Source organism: Comamonas sp. C24C, from assembly GCF_053345995.1.
Genome location: NZ_JBKFBC010000003.1, coordinates 341,175 through 356,366 on the forward strand (window position 1 = coordinate 341,175; position 15,192 = coordinate 356,366).

Below are 15,192 nucleotides of genomic sequence, written 5' to 3' on the forward strand. Positions count from 1 at the left end.
CAGTGGCTCAGCCACGGCGCGGCCTGAGCCGTGCGGCTTCAGTCCAGTGTGACGATCACGGGAGCGTGGTCGCTGGGCTGCTTGTTCTTGCGCGGAGCGCGGTCCACGCTGCAGGCGCTGACCTTGCTCCTGAGCGCTTCGCTGACCAGAATATGGTCGATGCGCAGGCCGCGATTCTTCTGAAAGCCCAGCATGCGGTAATCCCACCAGGAGTAGCTTTTTTCCGGCTGCTCGAACATGCGGAAGGCATCGCTCAAGCCCAGCTGCAGCAGGCGCTGGAAATGGTCACGCTCTTGCACCGTATGGTGGATCGTGTCCTTGAGGCCGACGGGGTCGTAGGAGTCGCGATCTTCGGGGGCCACGTTGAAGTCCCCCACCAGCACCAGACGCGGATGCAAGGCCATCTGTTCCTTGACCCAGTCTTGCAGGGCCTGCAGCCAGCGCATCTTGTAGGCAAATTTTTCCGATCCGGGCTCCTGGCCGTTGACGAAGTAGCCGTTGATGAGGCGAACCTCGCCGGCCGGCGAGTCAATCGTTGTGGCAATGATGCGTGCCTGCTCGTCGTCAAGCCCCGGGATGTTGCGCACCACATCACGGCCCGTTTCGCGCGTGATCCAGGCCACGCCGTTATAGGTCTTCTGTCCATGGCTGACGGCCTTGTAGCCGGCTTCCTCGAAAGCCATGTGCGGGAACTTGTCGTCGGTGAGCTTGAGCTCCTGCAGTCCCAGCGCATCGACAGGGTTGGCGGCAAGCCATTCCAGTACCTGCGGCAGTCGCACGGACAAAGAGTTCACATTCCAGGTGGCGATTTTCATCTTCTTCAACTTTCCTTATTGCATGCGGGTTCCAGGGGACGGCTACCTGTAAAAAGGCCTCCAGCTACCAGTCTGGCTACCCAAACAGAGCCCCTGGCGGGCATCTTTCTCGCAGTGACTGACAGCATAGCAAGCCTGGCCCTCTCTGAAACCGGCAAGGCTGTCCGCTGTGATTCCACGGGTGGCGACTTCGGTCTTTGCAGGCCTGAAGTCCAATGGGCCTGTGCCGGCGTGCGGGGGTTTGCTACATTGGCCCCATGAAACATGTTTCAAGCTTGGCCGGGATGGTGATCGTCGTTGCGGCAGTCAGCGGCTGCGCGCAATCTGTTTCCATCAATTTTGGCAATCCTTCGCAAGCCAATTGCAAAAAACAGGGCGGGGTGCTGCACACGGAAAAAGGCGCCGTCGCCGATAAGAACACCTGTGTGCTGCCCGACGGATCGGCCTTTGAGGAGTGGGTGCAGCATGGGCGGCAGCCGCCCGCCAAATAGCCCGGGAGGCTGGCCTCGGGCATCGGCAGCGCGCCCTTCATGCGCAACCTGATCGCCGGCTGGGGAGCGGGATCGTCTGGCCAGCGTGGCCGATGTGGCGGGTAGCCTCAGTCCCGCAGCGCCACGGCCTGCTCGAAATTCTCCGATGCGGCCTGGGTGCCATCGTCAAAGACCAGCACGCGCTCGGGCCAGCGCATGGCGGCAAGCTTGCTGCGCTGCACGGGGTTGTCGCCGCGCAGGCGGTCCAGCCAGCGGGCACCCACCGAGTAGTCCACGCAGAACACATTGCCGCGCAGACCGTGCCAGGACAGCGGGGGCGTGCCACCGAACAGGTTTTCAAACTGCGAGCCGTGCGCGGGGGCATCAGCCGGGCGCAGGCGGCGCCAGTAGTGGCCGACGATGACGGCAGGCGCTTCCTCATATTCATTCCACCAGCCCACGCGCTCGACAAAACGCCATTTGCCACCCGCATAGAAGGGATTGCGGCATTCACGTTCCACGCCGGCCGTCAGCACTTTCAGAGGGTTGACCATGGCCTTGTTGAGTTCGTTCTCGCTGTGGGCGGGCAGAAACGGCGGCTCGTGGCGATAGTCTTCCAGGCTGTAGGGCCAGCTCAGCGCTTCCTGACGCATGCGCTCGGCCACGCATTGGGCGATGGCCTGCTCGTCGGCAATCGTCTCGAAGTGGTCATAGGCGGCGCGTGCACTGCCGCTGGGCAGCTGGCGAATCATGGCAATCTGCTCGGGCCGCCATGCCGCATGAACAATGCGCAGATCCTCGCGCTCCAGCGCGATCGGCAACTGGCCGAGCTGCTCGAGCATGGCGGGAGTCTGCTCGGCCGGCATGCGCGCAAAAGGCGCGTACTTGGGCTGATCGGAGTCGATGCGGCTGTCGAAGAACCAGCCCGATCCGTCCTTGGCATCTTCGCGCAGCAGATTGATTTCGTGGTTGCCCAGCACCGCATGGGCCGTGCCCGAGGCCAGCATGGCGCCGACCAGCGCGAGCACCGAAGGGCTGTCCGGCCCGCGGTCGCAGAAGTCGCCGACAAACACCAGCCGCCGTCCTTCGGGGTGGTTGCCCTGGAGGTCGTAGCCCAGGTGGCCCAGCAATTGCACCAGCGCGGCGTATTCGCCGTGGATATCGCCAACGATATCGAGGGCGCCAGGAGGCAGGGGCTGGACTAGGCTCATGATGAAGGGCGATAGCTTGCGGGGTTGGAGGGCTCAGGCTGCAGCAGGCTGCCTTGCCATTGTCATACGACAGTCATGCAGTGAAGCTGACAATTGTTGCAACGCAGCACCGCGAGGGCAAGAGCGTTTTGTCTCGTGCCGGACTGCTGGCCGGCCGGCGCAAGGGTCAGCCTCGGCGCTCGAAGCGCACAAAACAGTAGGGCAGCCCATTGGCGGAGACATGCTCGCTGCGGCTCACGGCCTGCCATTGCTCGCCCAGTTCCGGGGCAAAGGCATCGCCTTCGAAGTCGCGGCCGATTTCGGTCACTTCCACGGCATCGGCCAGGGGCAGGGCCTGGGCATAGATCTGCGCGCCGCCGATGACCCAGACGTCTTGCGAGAGCTTGCGGCCCAGCTCCAGCGCTTCGGGCAGGCTGGCGGCGCGCAGGACCTGGTCGGATGCCGGCTCGGCTTGCCAGTCGGCCTGGCGGGTGACGACGATATTGCTGCGGCCCGGCAGCGGACGGAAGCGCGCAGGCAGCGAGTCCCAGGTCTTGCGGCCCATGATGACGGCGCAGCCCCGGGTCAGCTCCTTGAAATGCGCCATGTCCTCGGGCAGGTGCCAGGGCATGGTGTTGTCCTTGCCGATGACGCCGTTGGCTGCGCGGGCATAAATGAGTTGAATGGCCATAGCTATCAATAAAGAAGCTGCTAGCGCTTGTTAGTTATGGATTTCAGGTAAAAAAGTACCTGAAATCGTTTTGAATCAAGCGATAGCAGCTTTGATTTTTATAGTAATTCGAAGCGTGGCAGCTTAGACCGCCACCGGCGCCTTGATGCCGGCATGGTGCTGGTAGTCCAGCACTTCGAAGTCTTCGTATTCGTAGCCGAAGATGGAGTCGGGCTTGCGCTTGATGTTCAGCGTCGGATAGGCGAAGGGCTGTCGCGACAGCTGGGTCTGCACCTGCTCGAAGTGATTGTTGTAGATGTGGCAGTCGCCGCCGGTCCAGATGAAGTCGCCCACTTCCAGGCCGCATTGCTGGGCCAGCATATGGGTCAGCAGCGCGTAGCTGGCGATGTTGAAGGGCACGCCCAGGAAGATGTCGGCGCTGCGCTGGTAGAGCTGGCAGCTGAGCTTGCCGTCGGCCACATAGAACTGGAAGAAGGAATGGCAGGGCATGAGGGCCATCTGGTCCAGCTCGGCCACGTTCCAGGCGCTGACGATGATGCGGCGGCTGTCGGGATTGCTCTGGAGCTGCTTGACGACTTCGGCAATCTGGTCGACATGCGTGCCGTCGGCCTTGGGCCAGCTGCGCCATTGCACGCCGTAGACCGGGCCCAGGTCGCCGGTTTGCTTGTCGGCCCATTCGTCCCAGATGGTGCAGCCGCGCTCCTGCAGCCATTTCACATTGCTGTCGCCGCGCAGAAACCACAGCAGCTCCAGAATGATGGACTTCAGGTGCACCTTCTTGGTGGTGACCAGGGGGAAGCCTTCATTGAGGTTGAAGCGCATCTGGTAGCCGAACACGCTGCGCGTGCCCGTGCCCGTGCGGTCGGTCTTGGATGCGCCGTGCTCGTACACATGGCGCATGAAGGTTTCGTACTGGCAGCGCACGGGGCGCAGGGTGCAGGTGGTGGAGTTCATGGTGCAAAAAGCGGTCAAAGACTTGCAAAGACTGGCTGTGCCGTCAGCGTACACAAGGTGTCGCTGCTCTTGAAGAGGGTGGGCCCGCAGGGGCCGCAATAGCCCGAGTGTGCCACGTGCGCGAGCGTGCCGGATTGGTGGTTGGCAATGACCCGGCCCGAGGCCCTGTCTGTCCCAAAGCCGCTGCCGCTGGCTTCACAATGTCATGCAAGACCACCGAGCTGAAACAAGGAGAGCGAGTTCATGTCACGCAAATTTGTGAGCACTGCGGCTTTTGCGCTGGCGGCTGCGGCCTTGCTGGTCGCCTGCGACAAGACCAAGGCCCCATCTCCCAGTACCGCCGCCGTGGATGCCCAGGCCGCCGCTGCGGCGGCGGCCGCCCCGCCCGATGCCTTGGCACAGACCCAGGAGCCCGCCGCGACGGCACAGATCGAGGAGGCGGCCGCGAGCTCCCTGCAGGAAGTGCGCGCCCCGCATGTGGTCAAGGAGGGCGAGAAGAGTCTGGACAGCCTCACGCCATTGCAGGGCAAGTACCGCTGGGATGGCGTGGACTATGTGCAGGACGGCGTGCTGGCCGAGCGGCTGAAGACGCTGATGGGCCATCAGTACGACACGCTGCTCAAGAACCTGCAGACGCTGGGTCCGCTGGAGCCTTCCGCAGGCCTGCTGTACGTAATGGGCAACCGCCAGCATCAGGGCGGCGAGGAAATGGCCGCCGTGGTGATAGACCCGGTGCGCAACGGCCTGCGCGTCTGGCTGCTCAGCGAGGGCAAGCAGACCGTGTTCACCGACGTGGACGGTGCAGACATTCCCTGGCCCAGTGCGGTGCAAAGCATGTTGCGCAATATCGTGGCCACCCACTGAAGCCCTGGCTGCGGCCAGAAAAAAGCCCTGCCGGTCATGGCAGGGCTTTTTTATCGATGGCGGCGGGATCAGCCGCGCGTCAGCACCACGCCGGGGTTCATGATGCCCTGCGGGTCCAGCGCCTGCTTGATGGCGCGCATCATCTGCAGCGCAACGGGAGACTGGTATTTTTCGAGCTTGTCCGTCTTGAGCGCACCCACGCCATGCTCGGCCGAAAACGAGCCGCCGAAGGCATCCACGGCCTCGTAGACCAGGTGGTTGACCAGGGCCTCCTTGTCGCGCAGAAAGGCCTTGCCGTCTTCGCCTTCGGGCACCTGCACGTTGTAGTGCAGATTGCCGTCGCCCAGATGGCCGAAGTTGACCAGCCGCACGCCGGGAATCTCGCGCTTGAGCACGGCGTCGGCATGCTCGACAAAGGCGGGAATGCGCGAGGCGGCGACCGAGATATCGTGCTTGATGTTCAGGCCTTCCTCGGCCTGGGCCAGGGGAATGCTCTCGCGGATATGCCACAGGTCATGGGCCTGGGTCAGGTTCTCCGCCACTACGGCGTTGACCACGCAGCCGTCTTCAAAGGCCAGCTCCAGCAGGTGCTCGAAGCGCAGGCGTGCATGCTGTTCGGACTCGCTATCGCTGTTCTCCAGCAGCACGCAGTAGGGTGCCTCGTCGCCCATGTCGGCAAATGGCACGCGCAGTTGCGGCATGTGCTTGACGACCAGGCTCAGCGCAAACTGGCCCATGACTTCAAAGCCCGTCAGTCCCGCGCCCAGATGCTGGTGCGCCAGGCCCAGCAGGCGCACGGCGGCCTCCATGGAGGGCACGGCGGCAAAGGCCGTGAGCTGGGCGGCCGGCTGCGGGAACAGCTTCATGGTGGCAGCGGTGATGATGCCCAGCGTGCCTTCGCTGCCGATGAACAGATCGCGCAGGTCGTAGCCGGTGTTGTCCTTGCGCAGACCCTTGAGGCCGTCCCAGATCTCGCCCTGGGGCGTCACCACTTCCAGGCCCAGGCACAGGTCGCGGGTATTGCCATAGCGCACCACCTGCGTGCCGCCGGCGTTGGTGCCCAGATTGCCGCCGATCGTGCAGCTGCCTTCGGCGGCCAGCGACAGCGGGAACAGCAGGCCCTGCTGGTCAGCCAGATCTTGCAGGTTCTGCAAAATGCAGCCGGCTTCGACGGTGAAGGTCAGATTGTCCTTGTCGATATGGCGCACGGCGTTCAGGCGCGTCAGGCTGAGCACGACCTGCTGGCCGCTGTCGTCGGGGGTGGAGCCTACGGAAAGCCCGGTATTGCCGCCCTGGGGCACGATCTGCACGCCGGCTGTGGCGCAGGCCTTGACCACGCCGGCCACTTCGGTCGTGTTGCCGGGGCGCACCACGGCCAGGGACTTGCCGTGTACGCGCTTGCGCCAGTCCTGCTCGTAGGCGGTCAGATCGCCGTCTGTCAGCACATGGGTGGCGCCCACAATCTGGCGCAGGGATTCAAGCAAAGCGGTGGAAGTCATGGCAAGCAGGCCGCAGCATGGGCGGCAGAGAGGGAAAACAGACGGAAATCCTAAGCCAGGCACAAGGGCGCAGCTGGAAAACCATGAAGCCGCAAGCGTAGAGCATGGCAGACTACGGGACAATCGAAATAAATTGCTTGGTTATGCCGGTTTTTCCGAACAATATCAGCCTGCGCCAGCTGCGCGCCTTTGACGAGGTGGCGCGCCAGGGCGCATTTGCCCCGGCGGCCCGCGAGCTGTGCCTGACGCAGTCGGCCCTGTCCGAATCCATCCGGCAGCTCGAAGAGGCCCTGGGCTTGCGGCTGTTTGACCGCACCACCCGCACGGTGGGGCTGACGGCCGCCGGCCAGGCCTTCTTGCTCGATGTGCGCCAGGCCTTCGAGACGCTGGAGCAGGGCTTTCAGAACCTGGGCGATCTGGCCGCTCTGCGCCGCGGCAAGGTGCGCATTGCTGCCGCTCCGTCGGTGCTGTCGGTGTTGCTGCTGCCGGTGCTGCCGGCCTTGCGGGCCAGGCATCCGGGCATCGAGGTGGATCTGATCGAGGACAGCGCCGAAGGCATCGCCCAGCGCGTGCAGGCCGGCAGCGTGGATTTCGGCGTGGGCGCGGCGCACCCGGCCGGTGGCGATCTGCTGACTCAGCCGCTGATCAGCGATGCCATGGGGCTGGTGGCCAGGCTCGATGAACCTCTGCTGCAGGCGGGGCGGCTGACGGCGGCCGATCTGGCCGAGCTGCCCCATCTGGCTTTTGTGGGCCTGACCACCGACACCGCCATCAGCCAGCTGCTGGCTTCGGCACCGGGCATGCCGCAGAACCTGCTGCAGACACCGCTGCGCCTGTCCAATCCGCAATTGCTGTTCGAGGCCGTGAGCCTGGGTCTGGGGGTCAGCATTGTGCCGGCGTTGACGGCGCGTCACCCTTCGCTGGGCCTGCAGGGCAATCTGGGCTTTCGCCTGCTGGACGAGCCGCGCATTCTGCGCCGTACGCTGCTGATTCAGCGCCCGCGTCGCGCGCTGTCGCCGGCCGCGCAGCTGCTGTTCGATGCGCTGGCGGCGCAGGTGCAGACGCTGGCGCAGTTCGAAGGCATCACGCCTGATTGAGCCGGGCCGCCCTGGCGGCACGCTGGCGCAGGCGCACATGGGCTGCGCAGGCGATGAAGAGCAGCACGCAAAGCGCCACCTCTCCCAGCGCCAGCCAGCGGCTGGGCGCGGCATCGCTCCAGGCCCGCACCACGCCCTCGGTGAAGTAGAGCCACACCAGCAGGCTGAGCCAGCGGTAGGTGTACATGCGGCGCTTGAGCAGGCCGATCACGGCAAAGGCCAGCGGCAGGGCTTTGAGAAACAGCCAGGTACCGCCTTCGCGCAGCGGGGCCAGCCACAGCTCCCAGGCCACGCACAGCAGCATCAGTGCCAGCAGGCTGCCCACGGCCAACCAGCGCGTGGCGGCCACGTCGGAGCCTGGCTGCTGGATTGGTGAAGAAGTGTTTTCGGCGGCTTGGGGCGAGAGGGCGTCGGTCATAGCAGTGGCATCATATCGGTCATGCCAGCCCTGTTTGAATCCGGTCGTTTTGTTTTGCGTTCTGCGCTTGATGTTGCGCAGCACCCGTCCTCCTTTTGCGTTTGAGAAGGAGTGCCGTCATGAAGAAAAACGAGCGTGCCGGCTTTTGGGCCGCACTGGAAGGCAAGACGCAGCAAGCCAGGCCGGTGACGGAGGAGAGGGAGCGGTCGGCGCAGCCGGCTTCGACGGACGCGCCTGCAGCAGCGCAGGCAGCGGGTGCAGGGCCGCTCGATCAGCGCCAGGAGCCCAGCCTCGATGGTCCGGGCCTGCCGCTGGAGCCGGTGTTCGAGCCCATGGACGAGCCTGCCCGCAGCATGGGCCTGCCCGAGCCCGTTCCGGCTCCGGCGGTATCGCCTGCGGCGGCATTCAGCACGGGAGCTCAGGGCTGGACCAGCTATTCCACGCCGAATGCGACGCAAGCCCAGGCCCAGAAGGCGGTGCATGCGTCCGTTTCAGGAGTGACCGACAGTCCTGACCTGCATCCGGAGCGCGTTGCCCCGAGCCCGCGCAGCAGCAGACTCGACAAGGCCAGGGCGCTGGCGGCTAGCTGCAAGGATCTGGCCGGGCGCATCCCCAAGCCCCAGATGCCCAGCCGGCAGGAGCTCAGGACTGAGCTGCGCCGCAGAAGCCGCCGGGCGCAGCAGCGCCTGCGCACCTTTCCCTGGCACAACACGGCCCAGGTGCTGCTGGCGCGCTTCAAGGAAGACCGGCTGGGCGTGACTGCCAGCAGCCTGACCTTTACCTCGCTGCTGGCGCTGGTGCCGTTCTTTACTGTGGCACTGGCCTTGTTCACGGCCTTCCCGATCTTTGGCAAGGCGCAGAAGGTGCTGGAGCGCTGGCTGATGGACAGCCTGATTCCCGAGACCATTGCGCGCCAGGTGCTGGGCTATCTCACCCAGTTCGCTTCCAAGGCCAGCCAGCTGGGTCTGGTCGGCTTCTCCATTCTCATGGTCACGGCGATTGCGCTGATCCTGACCATAGACCGCACGCTCAACAACATCTGGCGCGTGCGCCAGCTCAGGCCGCTGGGTCAGCGGGTGCTGATTTACTGGGCCGCCATCACGCTGGGGCCGCTGCTGCTGGGCCTGAGCCTGGTGCTGTCGTCCTATGTGATGTCGGCGTCCAAGGGCCTGGTCAATGCGCTGCCGGGCAGCCTGCGCTTTGTATTTGACTCCATAGAGTTCGTGGTGCTCGCGGCCGGCATGGCCGGGCTCTACCACTATGTGCCCAACACACCGGTGCGCTGGCGCCATGCGCTGGTAGGGGGCGTGTTTGTGGCCGTGTTCATGGAAGTGGCCAAGAAGGTGCTGGGCCTCTATCTGTCGTCCGTGCCGACCTACTCGGTGATCTACGGTGCGTTTGCCACGCTGCCCATCCTGCTGATCTGGATGTATGTGGCCTGGAGCATTGTGTTGCTGGGGGCTCTGGTCACGGCCTATCTGCCCACCGTGCTCACCGGCGTGGAGCGCATGACGGGGCATCGCGGCTGGCAGTTCGAGCTGGCCGTCGAGGTGCTCCAATGTCTGGCCAAGGAGCGCGAGCTGCCGCACAAGGGTCTGTATGTGCACCAGCTGTCGCGGCGCCTGCGTGTGGAAGCCTCCCAGATTCAGCCCGTGCTGCAGGCGCTGGCCAAGCTGGACTGGGTGGGGGCCGTACAGCCGCCCGATGCCTATGTATCGCTGGAGAGCACCGAGCCGCGCTATGTGTTGCTGGTCGATCCGCAGGCCACGCGGGTAGAGCCTCTGGTGCAGAGCCTCTTGCTTGAACCGTCCGAGGCGGTGCGGCCGCTGTGGCAGCGCGCTCAGCTCGATGCCATGACCGTGGCGGAGTTGATTGCCGCTCCTGGCGGAAATATTCATAGAGTTTGATCATTGAAAACGGATATCTATGAATATCTGGGCGGGCGACTGGGTCGCCGGTGGCAGGCGACGCATGAGCCTATGAGCAGCGTTTAGCTGCCCGCAAAAGAGGCAATGGGCGTGCCCGGGACGGGGTGCTAGATCTTGAAGCGGCCCAGCAGGATGTCGCGCCACATCATCCAATCGCCCAGAAAGCTGTAGAGCGGGCGCTTGAAACTGGCGGGCTTGTTTTTCTCAAAGCCGAAATGCCCCACCCAGGCAAAGGCATAGCCGCAGATCAGGCCTGCGAGCAGATACCACCAGTCGCCCGTCAGGAACAGCGCCAGCAAAAACACCAGCGACAGGCTGGTGCCTATGAAGTGCAGCCGTCTGCAGGTGGCGTTGCTGTGCTCGCCCAGGTAGAAGGGGTAGAACTCGGCAAAGCTCCTGAACTGGCGCGGATCGACACTGGCTTTGACAGCGCCGTCCGGTTCTGAGGTCGTGGTCTGTGACATGGCGAACCCCGGTGAAGTGGATGCTGTTTTTATACTGCCGACAGCCCGGGCAGGCCAGCGGGTTAGCGAGTGCTGCCAAGTTGCCGCAAGCGCGCTTCGTCACCTGAACGACAGGCTGCATACGGCAAGACTGCGCAAAATCGGCCAGATTCGCCTTTTTTGCGGCCAGTCTCGCCACCGGTCCAGCTTCTGTCCGCGCACTCTTGCTAAGGTGGCAGCACCGTCCCTAGTTCCTCAACCCAGACACTGCCCATGTTTGACGACACCATGCCGCCCGTTGTGATCAGCTCCAGTGAAACCCGTGTTCAGACGCCCGACGGGCAGCTGCATGTCAAGCGCTGGCAGGCGCAGGGCGGGGCAGCCAAGGCGCCACTGGTGCTGATGCACGACTCGCTGGGCAGTGTCGATCTGTGGCGCGAGTTTCCCGCTCAGCTGGCTGCGGCCACCGGGCGCGAGGTCATTGCCTATGACCGCCTGGGCTTCGGCCATTCGGACCCCAATCCGCACCGGCTTGAACCGAGTTTTGTGGAAAGCGAGGTCGAGGCCGGTTTCGCGCCGCTTCACCGAGAGTTGGGCCTGGGCGATTTCGTGATGCTCGGACACAGCGTGGGCGGCGGCATGGCGGCCATGGTGGCTGCTGCGTATGGACGCCAATGCCAGGCGCTGATTACCGAGTCGGCGCAGAGCTTTGTCGAAGACCGCACGCTGCAGGGCATCAGGGCGGCGCGTGACAACTTTGCCCAGCCCGGCCAGCTGGAGCGGCTCGCTCGCTACCATGGCGACAAGGCGGCCTGGGTGTTGTCGGCCTGGGTGGACACCTGGCTGAGCCCGCCTTTTGCGCATTACCGGCTGGATGCGGCCTTGAAGCAGGTGCATTGCCCGGTGCTGGCGATCCATGGCGAGCTCGATGAATTCGGCTCCCTGGTGCATCCGGAGAACATCTGTACCTGGGCGCAAGGCCCTTGCGAAGCGGAAATCATCGCCGGCGGCGGCCATGTGCCGCACCGCGAGCTGCCCGATCGCATCAGCGGCCGCATCGCGGCTTTCCTGTCAAGAATCGCCTGACTCTGCTTGATCCAGACGCCCGCAGGCGTAGTCGACCAGATCGGCCGGATAGTGCGGGCTGGCGCGCAGGGCGCTGTCATCCCAGCCGTAGAGCACGGCCAGGGCGGCGACCTCGAGTGCCCAGTAGCCCGTGCCCAGCCATGGACCGCCTTTTTTCTGCTGCTTGGGCGAGAGCTTGTGGAACTCCTGGTACTGGGTTTGCAGATAGGGCAGCAGTGGGTCAGGCAGGGCTTCGAGCTGTTCGAAAAAAGGCTTCATGGCGCCGTAAGGGCGTTTGTGGAAAAGCTCCTCGCTGACCTGCTGCAACTGCAGGCCGCCTGCGCACAGGTAATCCAGCAACTGGTCGGTATCGAAGGCCAGCACATGCGCATCAAGCGCCGGCACATCGTCCTGTGCATCCAGCAATGTGGCCAGTGACAGCAGGGTCACAGCAATGGCGTACTCGTCAGTGCGCGTGTTGATGGGTGCAGCGACGCCATAGTCCGCGCCGGTTTCCTGCCCCATGCTGGCACGCGCATGCTCGGCCACCGAGGCAGCATCAATCCACAGCGCGGCCACTTCCTGATAGATGGGGCGCAGCACATCACCGCTCAGGCCCAGATCGATGCCATAGATCAGCAGCCAGCGTGCCTGCTCGCCCACTTCCTTCCATTTCCAGTAGTTTTCAAGCGCGGCATGTGCCTTGAAATCCTGGGGTGCTTTATAGCCATCACTGCCGGCAAAGCGCTTGAGCGTGCTCAGTGCCTCCTTCCAGTCGGCTTTTTTGTCGCTCAGATGGAGATTGCGCCGGGGCTGCAGACCGTTCAGTGAAATCTTGGCCCATTCGGCGCAGGCGTCAGCCAGTTGGCCGTGGTGCTGGAAGGTTTGGCTCATGGCCCAAGCTTAATGGCCTACGCAGCCAGAAAATCCCGAATCGCAAACAGCGTCGCGTCCGGTGACTCCGTCATCTGGTTGTGGCCGTTGGGGATGATCTGAACCTTGGTGGTCTTGCCTGCGCCCCTGGCTGCATCGATCAGTCCCTTGGCTGCCTTGGGCGGGGTCATCTGGTCTTGCTCGCCCAGCACAAACAGAAGCGGGCAGCTGACCTGGGTCATGGCGGCCTCGCCACCTGCATAGCTGTCACAGGCCTTGAAGCCCGCATGCAGCAGATTCGTGCCCGTGTTGCTGGCCAGCACGCGGCGGCCCAGGGCCATGCCGGCGCCAAATACCCAGCTGCCTGCACCATTGGGCGGTGCCAGCGTGGCGCGCGAGAAGGTGTTGACCATCTGTATGGCCTTTTCGGGCGTATTCAGAGCCGACTCCAGCAGCGCGGGGGAGACCTTCATGGGAAAGGCCGTGCCCACCAAGACCAGATGGCTGATGCGTTCCCGCAGCCTGGCCGCAGTCTCCATGGCAATCAGGCTGCCCCAGCTATGGCCTATCAGGGCAGCGCTGCGCAATCCGGCCGCATCCATCAGGGCGCCGATGAAGCTCGCGGCCTCTTCGACAGTTTGCGGGGCCTGGCCGCCGCTTCTGCAATGGCCCGGCAAATCGATGGCCAGGACGTTCCAGCCGTGATTGGCCATATAGCGGCTTTGCAGTGCCCAGACGCTGTGATCGCAGAGCACGCCGTGGATGAAAATGGCCGTGGGCTTGGCCGCATCGAAGGCCTTGCCACCGGTGTAGGCGTAGATATGGGCCTTGTTGACTTCTAAAAACATAGCTGTCTCCGCAGTATGGGTAAGCGCTAGAGGCTGTTTTTTATATAAATAGGCGATGCAAGCGGCTCAAAGATCGGGAATCAGCCGCTTGCCCAGGCTCAGTGTCTGGTCGTCGGCATAGCCCAGTCTTTCGTAGAAGGCGAGCACCGCTTCATTGCCCGCACGCACCTGCAGGTTGAGCTTGGGGCAGCCCAGTTCGCTCAGTGTCTGTTCGGCGCGCTGCATCAGCTGGCGTGCATGGCCCCGGCGCTGATGCGCAGGGTGCACGGCCAGGTAGTTGATCCAGCCGCGGTGGCCGTCATAGCCGACCATGATGCTGGCGATGATCCGGCCATCCGCGTCGCAGCCCAGCCAGAACAGGTCGGGCGAGACGCTGAGCTTGCGCGCAATGTCCTTGTGCGGATCGTTCCAGGGGCGGGTCAGCTCGCAGTCCTGCCATAGCTGGACGACGGCCTCGGTGTCTGCCGGCGTGAAGGCTCGAACCTGCATCAGACGGCTTTCTCGGCCGCCTTCAGCGCACGCTTGAGGTCGTCGATCAGGTCGTCGGCGTCTTCCAGTCCGATCGACAGGCGGATCGTGCCTTGGCCTATGCCGGCCTGGGCGAGAGCCTCGTCGCTCATGCGGAAGTGCGTGGTGCTGGCGGGATGGATCACCAGCGAGCGGCAGTCGCCCACATTGGCCAGATGGCTGAAGACCTTCAGCGTTTCGATGAACTTCTTGCCCTGGTTGCGGTTGCCGGCAATGTCAAAGCTGAACACCGAGCCGGCGCCGCGCGGCAGCAGCTTCCTGGACAGGACGTGCGAGGGGTGGGTCTCCAGCATGGGGTGGCCCACGCGACTGACCAGAGGGTGGCTGGCGAGGAACTGCACCACTTTTTCGGTGTTGCGCATATGGCGCTCCATGCGCAGCGGCAGAGTCTCTATGCCTTGCAGGATCAGCCAGGCGCTGTGCGGGCTCATGCAGGCGCCGAAGTCACGCAGGCCCTCGCGGCGGGCGCGCAGCAGGAAGGCGCCGGTGGTGGACTCCTCGCTGAACACCATGTTGTGAAAGCCGTCATAGGGCTGGGTCAGCTCGGGAAAGCGCCCCGATTTTTCCCAGTCGAAGTTGCCGCCATCGACGACGATGCCGCCGATCACGGTGCCGTGGCCGGACAGGAACTTGGTGGCCGAGTGGTAGACGATGTCCGCGCCATGCTCGAAAGGCTTGATCAGCCAGGGCGAGGTCAGGGTCGAGTCCACCAGCAGCGGCACGCCGGCTTCGTGGGCGATCTGGCTGACCGTGGGAATGTCCAGCACATCGAGTCCGGGGTTGCTCACGGTTTCGCCGAAGAACAGCTTGGTGTTGGGGCGCACCGCAGCCTTCCAGCCATCGATGTCGCCTGGCTTGACGAAGGTGGTCTCTATGCCGAAGCGCGCCAGCGTGTAGTGCAGCAGGTTTTGCGAGCCGCCATACAGGGCCGTGCTGGCCACGATATGGCTGCCCGCGCCCATCAGCGTGGCAATGGACAGGTGCAGTGCCGCCTGGCCGCTGGCCACGGCAATCGCGCCTACGCCGCCTTCCAGGGCCGAGACGCGTTGCTCAAGCACCGCATTGGTGGGGTTGGAGATGCGGCTGTAGACATGGCCGGGGCGTTCCAGATTGAACAGGCTGGCCGCGTGGTCGCTGGATTCGAAGACGAAGGAGGTCGTCAGATGGATGGGCACGGCGCGTGCGCCGGTTGCGGGGTCGGGCTGGGCGCCTGCATGCAGGCTCAGGGTGTCGAAGCCGGGGTCAGAGTAACCGGGCATGTTGTGTCTCCATGGCTGGTATTGATTGACGCAATGTGTGATCGAGCAGGCAATCAAAGATCAATTTGGTCGAATAGACGAATGAATATGTGGAAATTCATATGTTTCGTCATTGTTTTAGTTTTTCTCAATGCAAGCCATTGTGGGCTATATTTGTGCACGCACCTGCATTCTGTGCAAAGCGATGCCGCATGTGCTGACACATGCAGGACAAAAGCTGCCACAGCGTGCCAAACAGACTTCGGAGAAC

General features: G+C 63.8%; 16 protein-coding genes. 5 read left to right on the forward strand and 11 right to left on the reverse strand.

Features of this window, described 5'->3' with window-relative positions; all coding sequences use genetic code 11:
* Positions 1 to 38 precede the first annotated feature (38 nt).
* A complete protein-coding gene (xth, locus tag ACLBXN_RS08450) occupies positions 39 to 815 on the reverse strand; it encodes an exodeoxyribonuclease III (RefSeq protein ID WP_167008324.1) in 777 nt (258 codons plus the stop codon).
* A 257-nt stretch (positions 816 to 1,072) separates the two neighbouring features.
* On the opposite strand from xth, the gene ACLBXN_RS08455 reads away from it, so the two are divergent.
* Positions 1,073 to 1,306, forward strand: coding sequence for a DUF333 domain-containing protein (locus tag ACLBXN_RS08455; RefSeq protein ID WP_249334577.1), 234 nt, complete (start codon positions 1,073 to 1,075; stop codon positions 1,304 to 1,306).
* A 107-nt stretch (positions 1,307 to 1,413) separates the two neighbouring features.
* Here ACLBXN_RS08455 and ACLBXN_RS08460 read toward each other — a convergent pair whose 3' ends face one another.
* The 3 genes from ACLBXN_RS08460 to ACLBXN_RS08470 form a co-directional block, all read right to left on the reverse strand.
* Positions 1,414 to 2,496 carry a metallophosphoesterase gene (locus tag ACLBXN_RS08460; protein ID WP_407713647.1) on the reverse strand — a complete coding sequence of 361 codons (1,083 nt, stop codon included), beginning with the start codon at positions 2,494 to 2,496 and terminating at the stop codon, positions 1,414 to 1,416.
* A 166-nt stretch (positions 2,497 to 2,662) separates the two neighbouring features.
* A complete protein-coding gene (locus ACLBXN_RS08465) occupies positions 2,663 to 3,166 on the reverse strand; it encodes a dihydrofolate reductase (RefSeq protein WP_407713646.1) in 504 nt (167 codons plus the stop codon).
* A gap of 123 nt (positions 3,167 to 3,289) precedes the next feature.
* Positions 3,290 to 4,120, reverse strand: a complete 831-nt coding sequence (locus ACLBXN_RS08470; RefSeq protein WP_003053357.1) for a thymidylate synthase — start codon at positions 4,118 to 4,120, stop codon at positions 3,290 to 3,292.
* A 243-nt stretch (positions 4,121 to 4,363) separates the two neighbouring features.
* Here ACLBXN_RS08470 and ACLBXN_RS08475 point away from each other — a divergent pair, with 243 nt between their 5' ends.
* Positions 4,364 to 4,984, forward strand: coding sequence for a hypothetical protein (locus ACLBXN_RS08475; RefSeq protein WP_447611813.1), 621 nt, complete (start codon positions 4,364 to 4,366; stop codon positions 4,982 to 4,984).
* A gap of 68 nt (positions 4,985 to 5,052) precedes the next feature.
* Here ACLBXN_RS08475 and ACLBXN_RS08480 read toward each other — a convergent pair whose 3' ends face one another.
* A complete protein-coding gene (locus ACLBXN_RS08480; protein WP_447611814.1) occupies positions 5,053 to 6,483 on the reverse strand; it encodes an FAD-binding oxidoreductase in 1,431 nt (476 codons plus the stop codon).
* Between the two features lie 143 nt (positions 6,484 to 6,626).
* Between ACLBXN_RS08480 and ACLBXN_RS08485 the strand changes: the two genes are divergently transcribed.
* Entirely contained in the window at positions 6,627 to 7,580 is a 954-nt protein-coding gene (locus ACLBXN_RS08485; RefSeq protein ID WP_447611815.1) for a LysR family transcriptional regulator, read from the forward strand.
* Here ACLBXN_RS08485 and ACLBXN_RS08490 read toward each other — a convergent pair.
* Positions 7,567 to 8,082 carry a DUF2069 domain-containing protein gene (locus ACLBXN_RS08490; protein WP_211458651.1) on the reverse strand — a complete coding sequence of 172 codons (516 nt, stop codon included), beginning with the start codon at positions 8,080 to 8,082 and terminating at the stop codon, positions 7,567 to 7,569. The genes ACLBXN_RS08485 and ACLBXN_RS08490 overlap by 14 nt on opposite strands.
* Before the next feature lie 539 nt (positions 8,083 to 8,621).
* Between ACLBXN_RS08490 and ACLBXN_RS08495 the strand changes: the two genes are divergently transcribed.
* Entirely contained in the window at positions 8,622 to 9,905 is a 1,284-nt protein-coding gene (locus ACLBXN_RS08495; protein WP_249334623.1) for a YihY family inner membrane protein, read from the forward strand.
* Between the two features lie 128 nt (positions 9,906 to 10,033).
* Here ACLBXN_RS08495 and ACLBXN_RS08500 read toward each other — a convergent pair whose 3' ends face one another.
* Complete coding sequence (locus ACLBXN_RS08500; RefSeq protein WP_447611816.1) at positions 10,034 to 10,390, reverse strand: Mpo1-like protein; 357 nt, start codon at positions 10,388 to 10,390, stop codon at positions 10,034 to 10,036.
* A 252-nt stretch (positions 10,391 to 10,642) separates the two neighbouring features.
* Between ACLBXN_RS08500 and ACLBXN_RS08505 the strand changes: the two genes are divergently transcribed.
* Positions 10,643 to 11,455: an alpha/beta fold hydrolase gene (locus ACLBXN_RS08505; RefSeq protein ID WP_043009076.1), complete on the forward strand. Its 813-nt coding sequence runs from the start codon at positions 10,643 to 10,645 to the stop codon at positions 11,453 to 11,455.
* Here the strand turns inward: ACLBXN_RS08505 and ACLBXN_RS08510 are convergent.
* The 4 genes from ACLBXN_RS08510 to ACLBXN_RS08525 form a co-directional block, all read right to left on the reverse strand.
* Entirely contained in the window at positions 11,441 to 12,328 is an 888-nt protein-coding gene (locus ACLBXN_RS08510; RefSeq protein ID WP_447611817.1) for a PoNe immunity protein domain-containing protein, read from the reverse strand. The two genes, ACLBXN_RS08505 and ACLBXN_RS08510, sit on opposite strands and share 15 nt — an antisense overlap.
* A 17-nt stretch (positions 12,329 to 12,345) precedes the next feature.
* Positions 12,346 to 13,155, reverse strand: coding sequence for an alpha/beta fold hydrolase (locus ACLBXN_RS08515; RefSeq protein ID WP_447611818.1), 810 nt, complete (start codon positions 13,153 to 13,155; stop codon positions 12,346 to 12,348).
* Between the two features lie 66 nt (positions 13,156 to 13,221).
* Positions 13,222 to 13,644: a GNAT family acetyltransferase gene (locus ACLBXN_RS08520; protein WP_283485140.1), complete on the reverse strand. Its 423-nt coding sequence runs from the start codon at positions 13,642 to 13,644 to the stop codon at positions 13,222 to 13,224.
* Positions 13,644 to 14,942, reverse strand: coding sequence for an O-acetylhomoserine aminocarboxypropyltransferase (locus tag ACLBXN_RS08525; RefSeq protein WP_447611819.1), 1,299 nt, complete (start codon positions 14,940 to 14,942; stop codon positions 13,644 to 13,646). The genes ACLBXN_RS08520 and ACLBXN_RS08525 overlap by 1 nt, the downstream gene beginning before the upstream one ends.
* Between the last annotated feature and the right edge of the window lie 250 nt (positions 14,943 to 15,192).

Coding starts and splice junctions, on each gene's coding strand:
- xth (WP_167008324.1), bottom strand. CDS start 815: ATGAAAATCGCCACCTGGAATGTGAACTCTTTGTCCGTGCGACTGCCG.
- ACLBXN_RS08455 (WP_249334577.1), top strand. CDS start 1,073: ATGAAACATGTTTCAAGCTTGGCCGGGATGGTGATCGTCGTTGCGGCA.
- ACLBXN_RS08460 (WP_407713647.1), bottom strand. CDS start 2,496: ATGAGCCTAGTCCAGCCCCTGCCTCCTGGCGCCCTCGATATCGTTGGC.
- ACLBXN_RS08465 (WP_407713646.1), bottom strand. CDS start 3,166: ATGGCCATTCAACTCATTTATGCCCGCGCAGCCAACGGCGTCATCGGC.
- ACLBXN_RS08470 (WP_003053357.1), bottom strand. CDS start 4,120: ATGAACTCCACCACCTGCACCCTGCGCCCCGTGCGCTGCCAGTACGAA.
- ACLBXN_RS08475 (WP_447611813.1), top strand. CDS start 4,364: ATGTCACGCAAATTTGTGAGCACTGCGGCTTTTGCGCTGGCGGCTGCG.
- ACLBXN_RS08480 (WP_447611814.1), bottom strand. CDS start 6,483: ATGACTTCCACCGCTTTGCTTGAATCCCTGCGCCAGATTGTGGGCGCC.
- ACLBXN_RS08485 (WP_447611815.1), top strand. CDS start 6,627: ATGCCGGTTTTTCCGAACAATATCAGCCTGCGCCAGCTGCGCGCCTTT.
- ACLBXN_RS08495 (WP_249334623.1), top strand. CDS start 8,622: ATGCCCAGCCGGCAGGAGCTCAGGACTGAGCTGCGCCGCAGAAGCCGC.
- ACLBXN_RS08500 (WP_447611816.1), bottom strand. CDS start 10,390: ATGTCACAGACCACGACCTCAGAACCGGACGGCGCTGTCAAAGCCAGT.
- ACLBXN_RS08505 (WP_043009076.1), top strand. CDS start 10,643: ATGTTTGACGACACCATGCCGCCCGTTGTGATCAGCTCCAGTGAAACC.
- ACLBXN_RS08510 (WP_447611817.1), bottom strand. CDS start 12,328: ATGAGCCAAACCTTCCAGCACCACGGCCAACTGGCTGACGCCTGCGCC.
- ACLBXN_RS08515 (WP_447611818.1), bottom strand. CDS start 13,155: ATGTTTTTAGAAGTCAACAAGGCCCATATCTACGCCTACACCGGTGGC.
- ACLBXN_RS08520 (WP_283485140.1), bottom strand. CDS start 13,644: ATGCAGGTTCGAGCCTTCACGCCGGCAGACACCGAGGCCGTCGTCCAG.
- ACLBXN_RS08525 (WP_447611819.1), bottom strand. CDS start 14,942: ATGCCCGGTTACTCTGACCCCGGCTTCGACACCCTGAGCCTGCATGCA.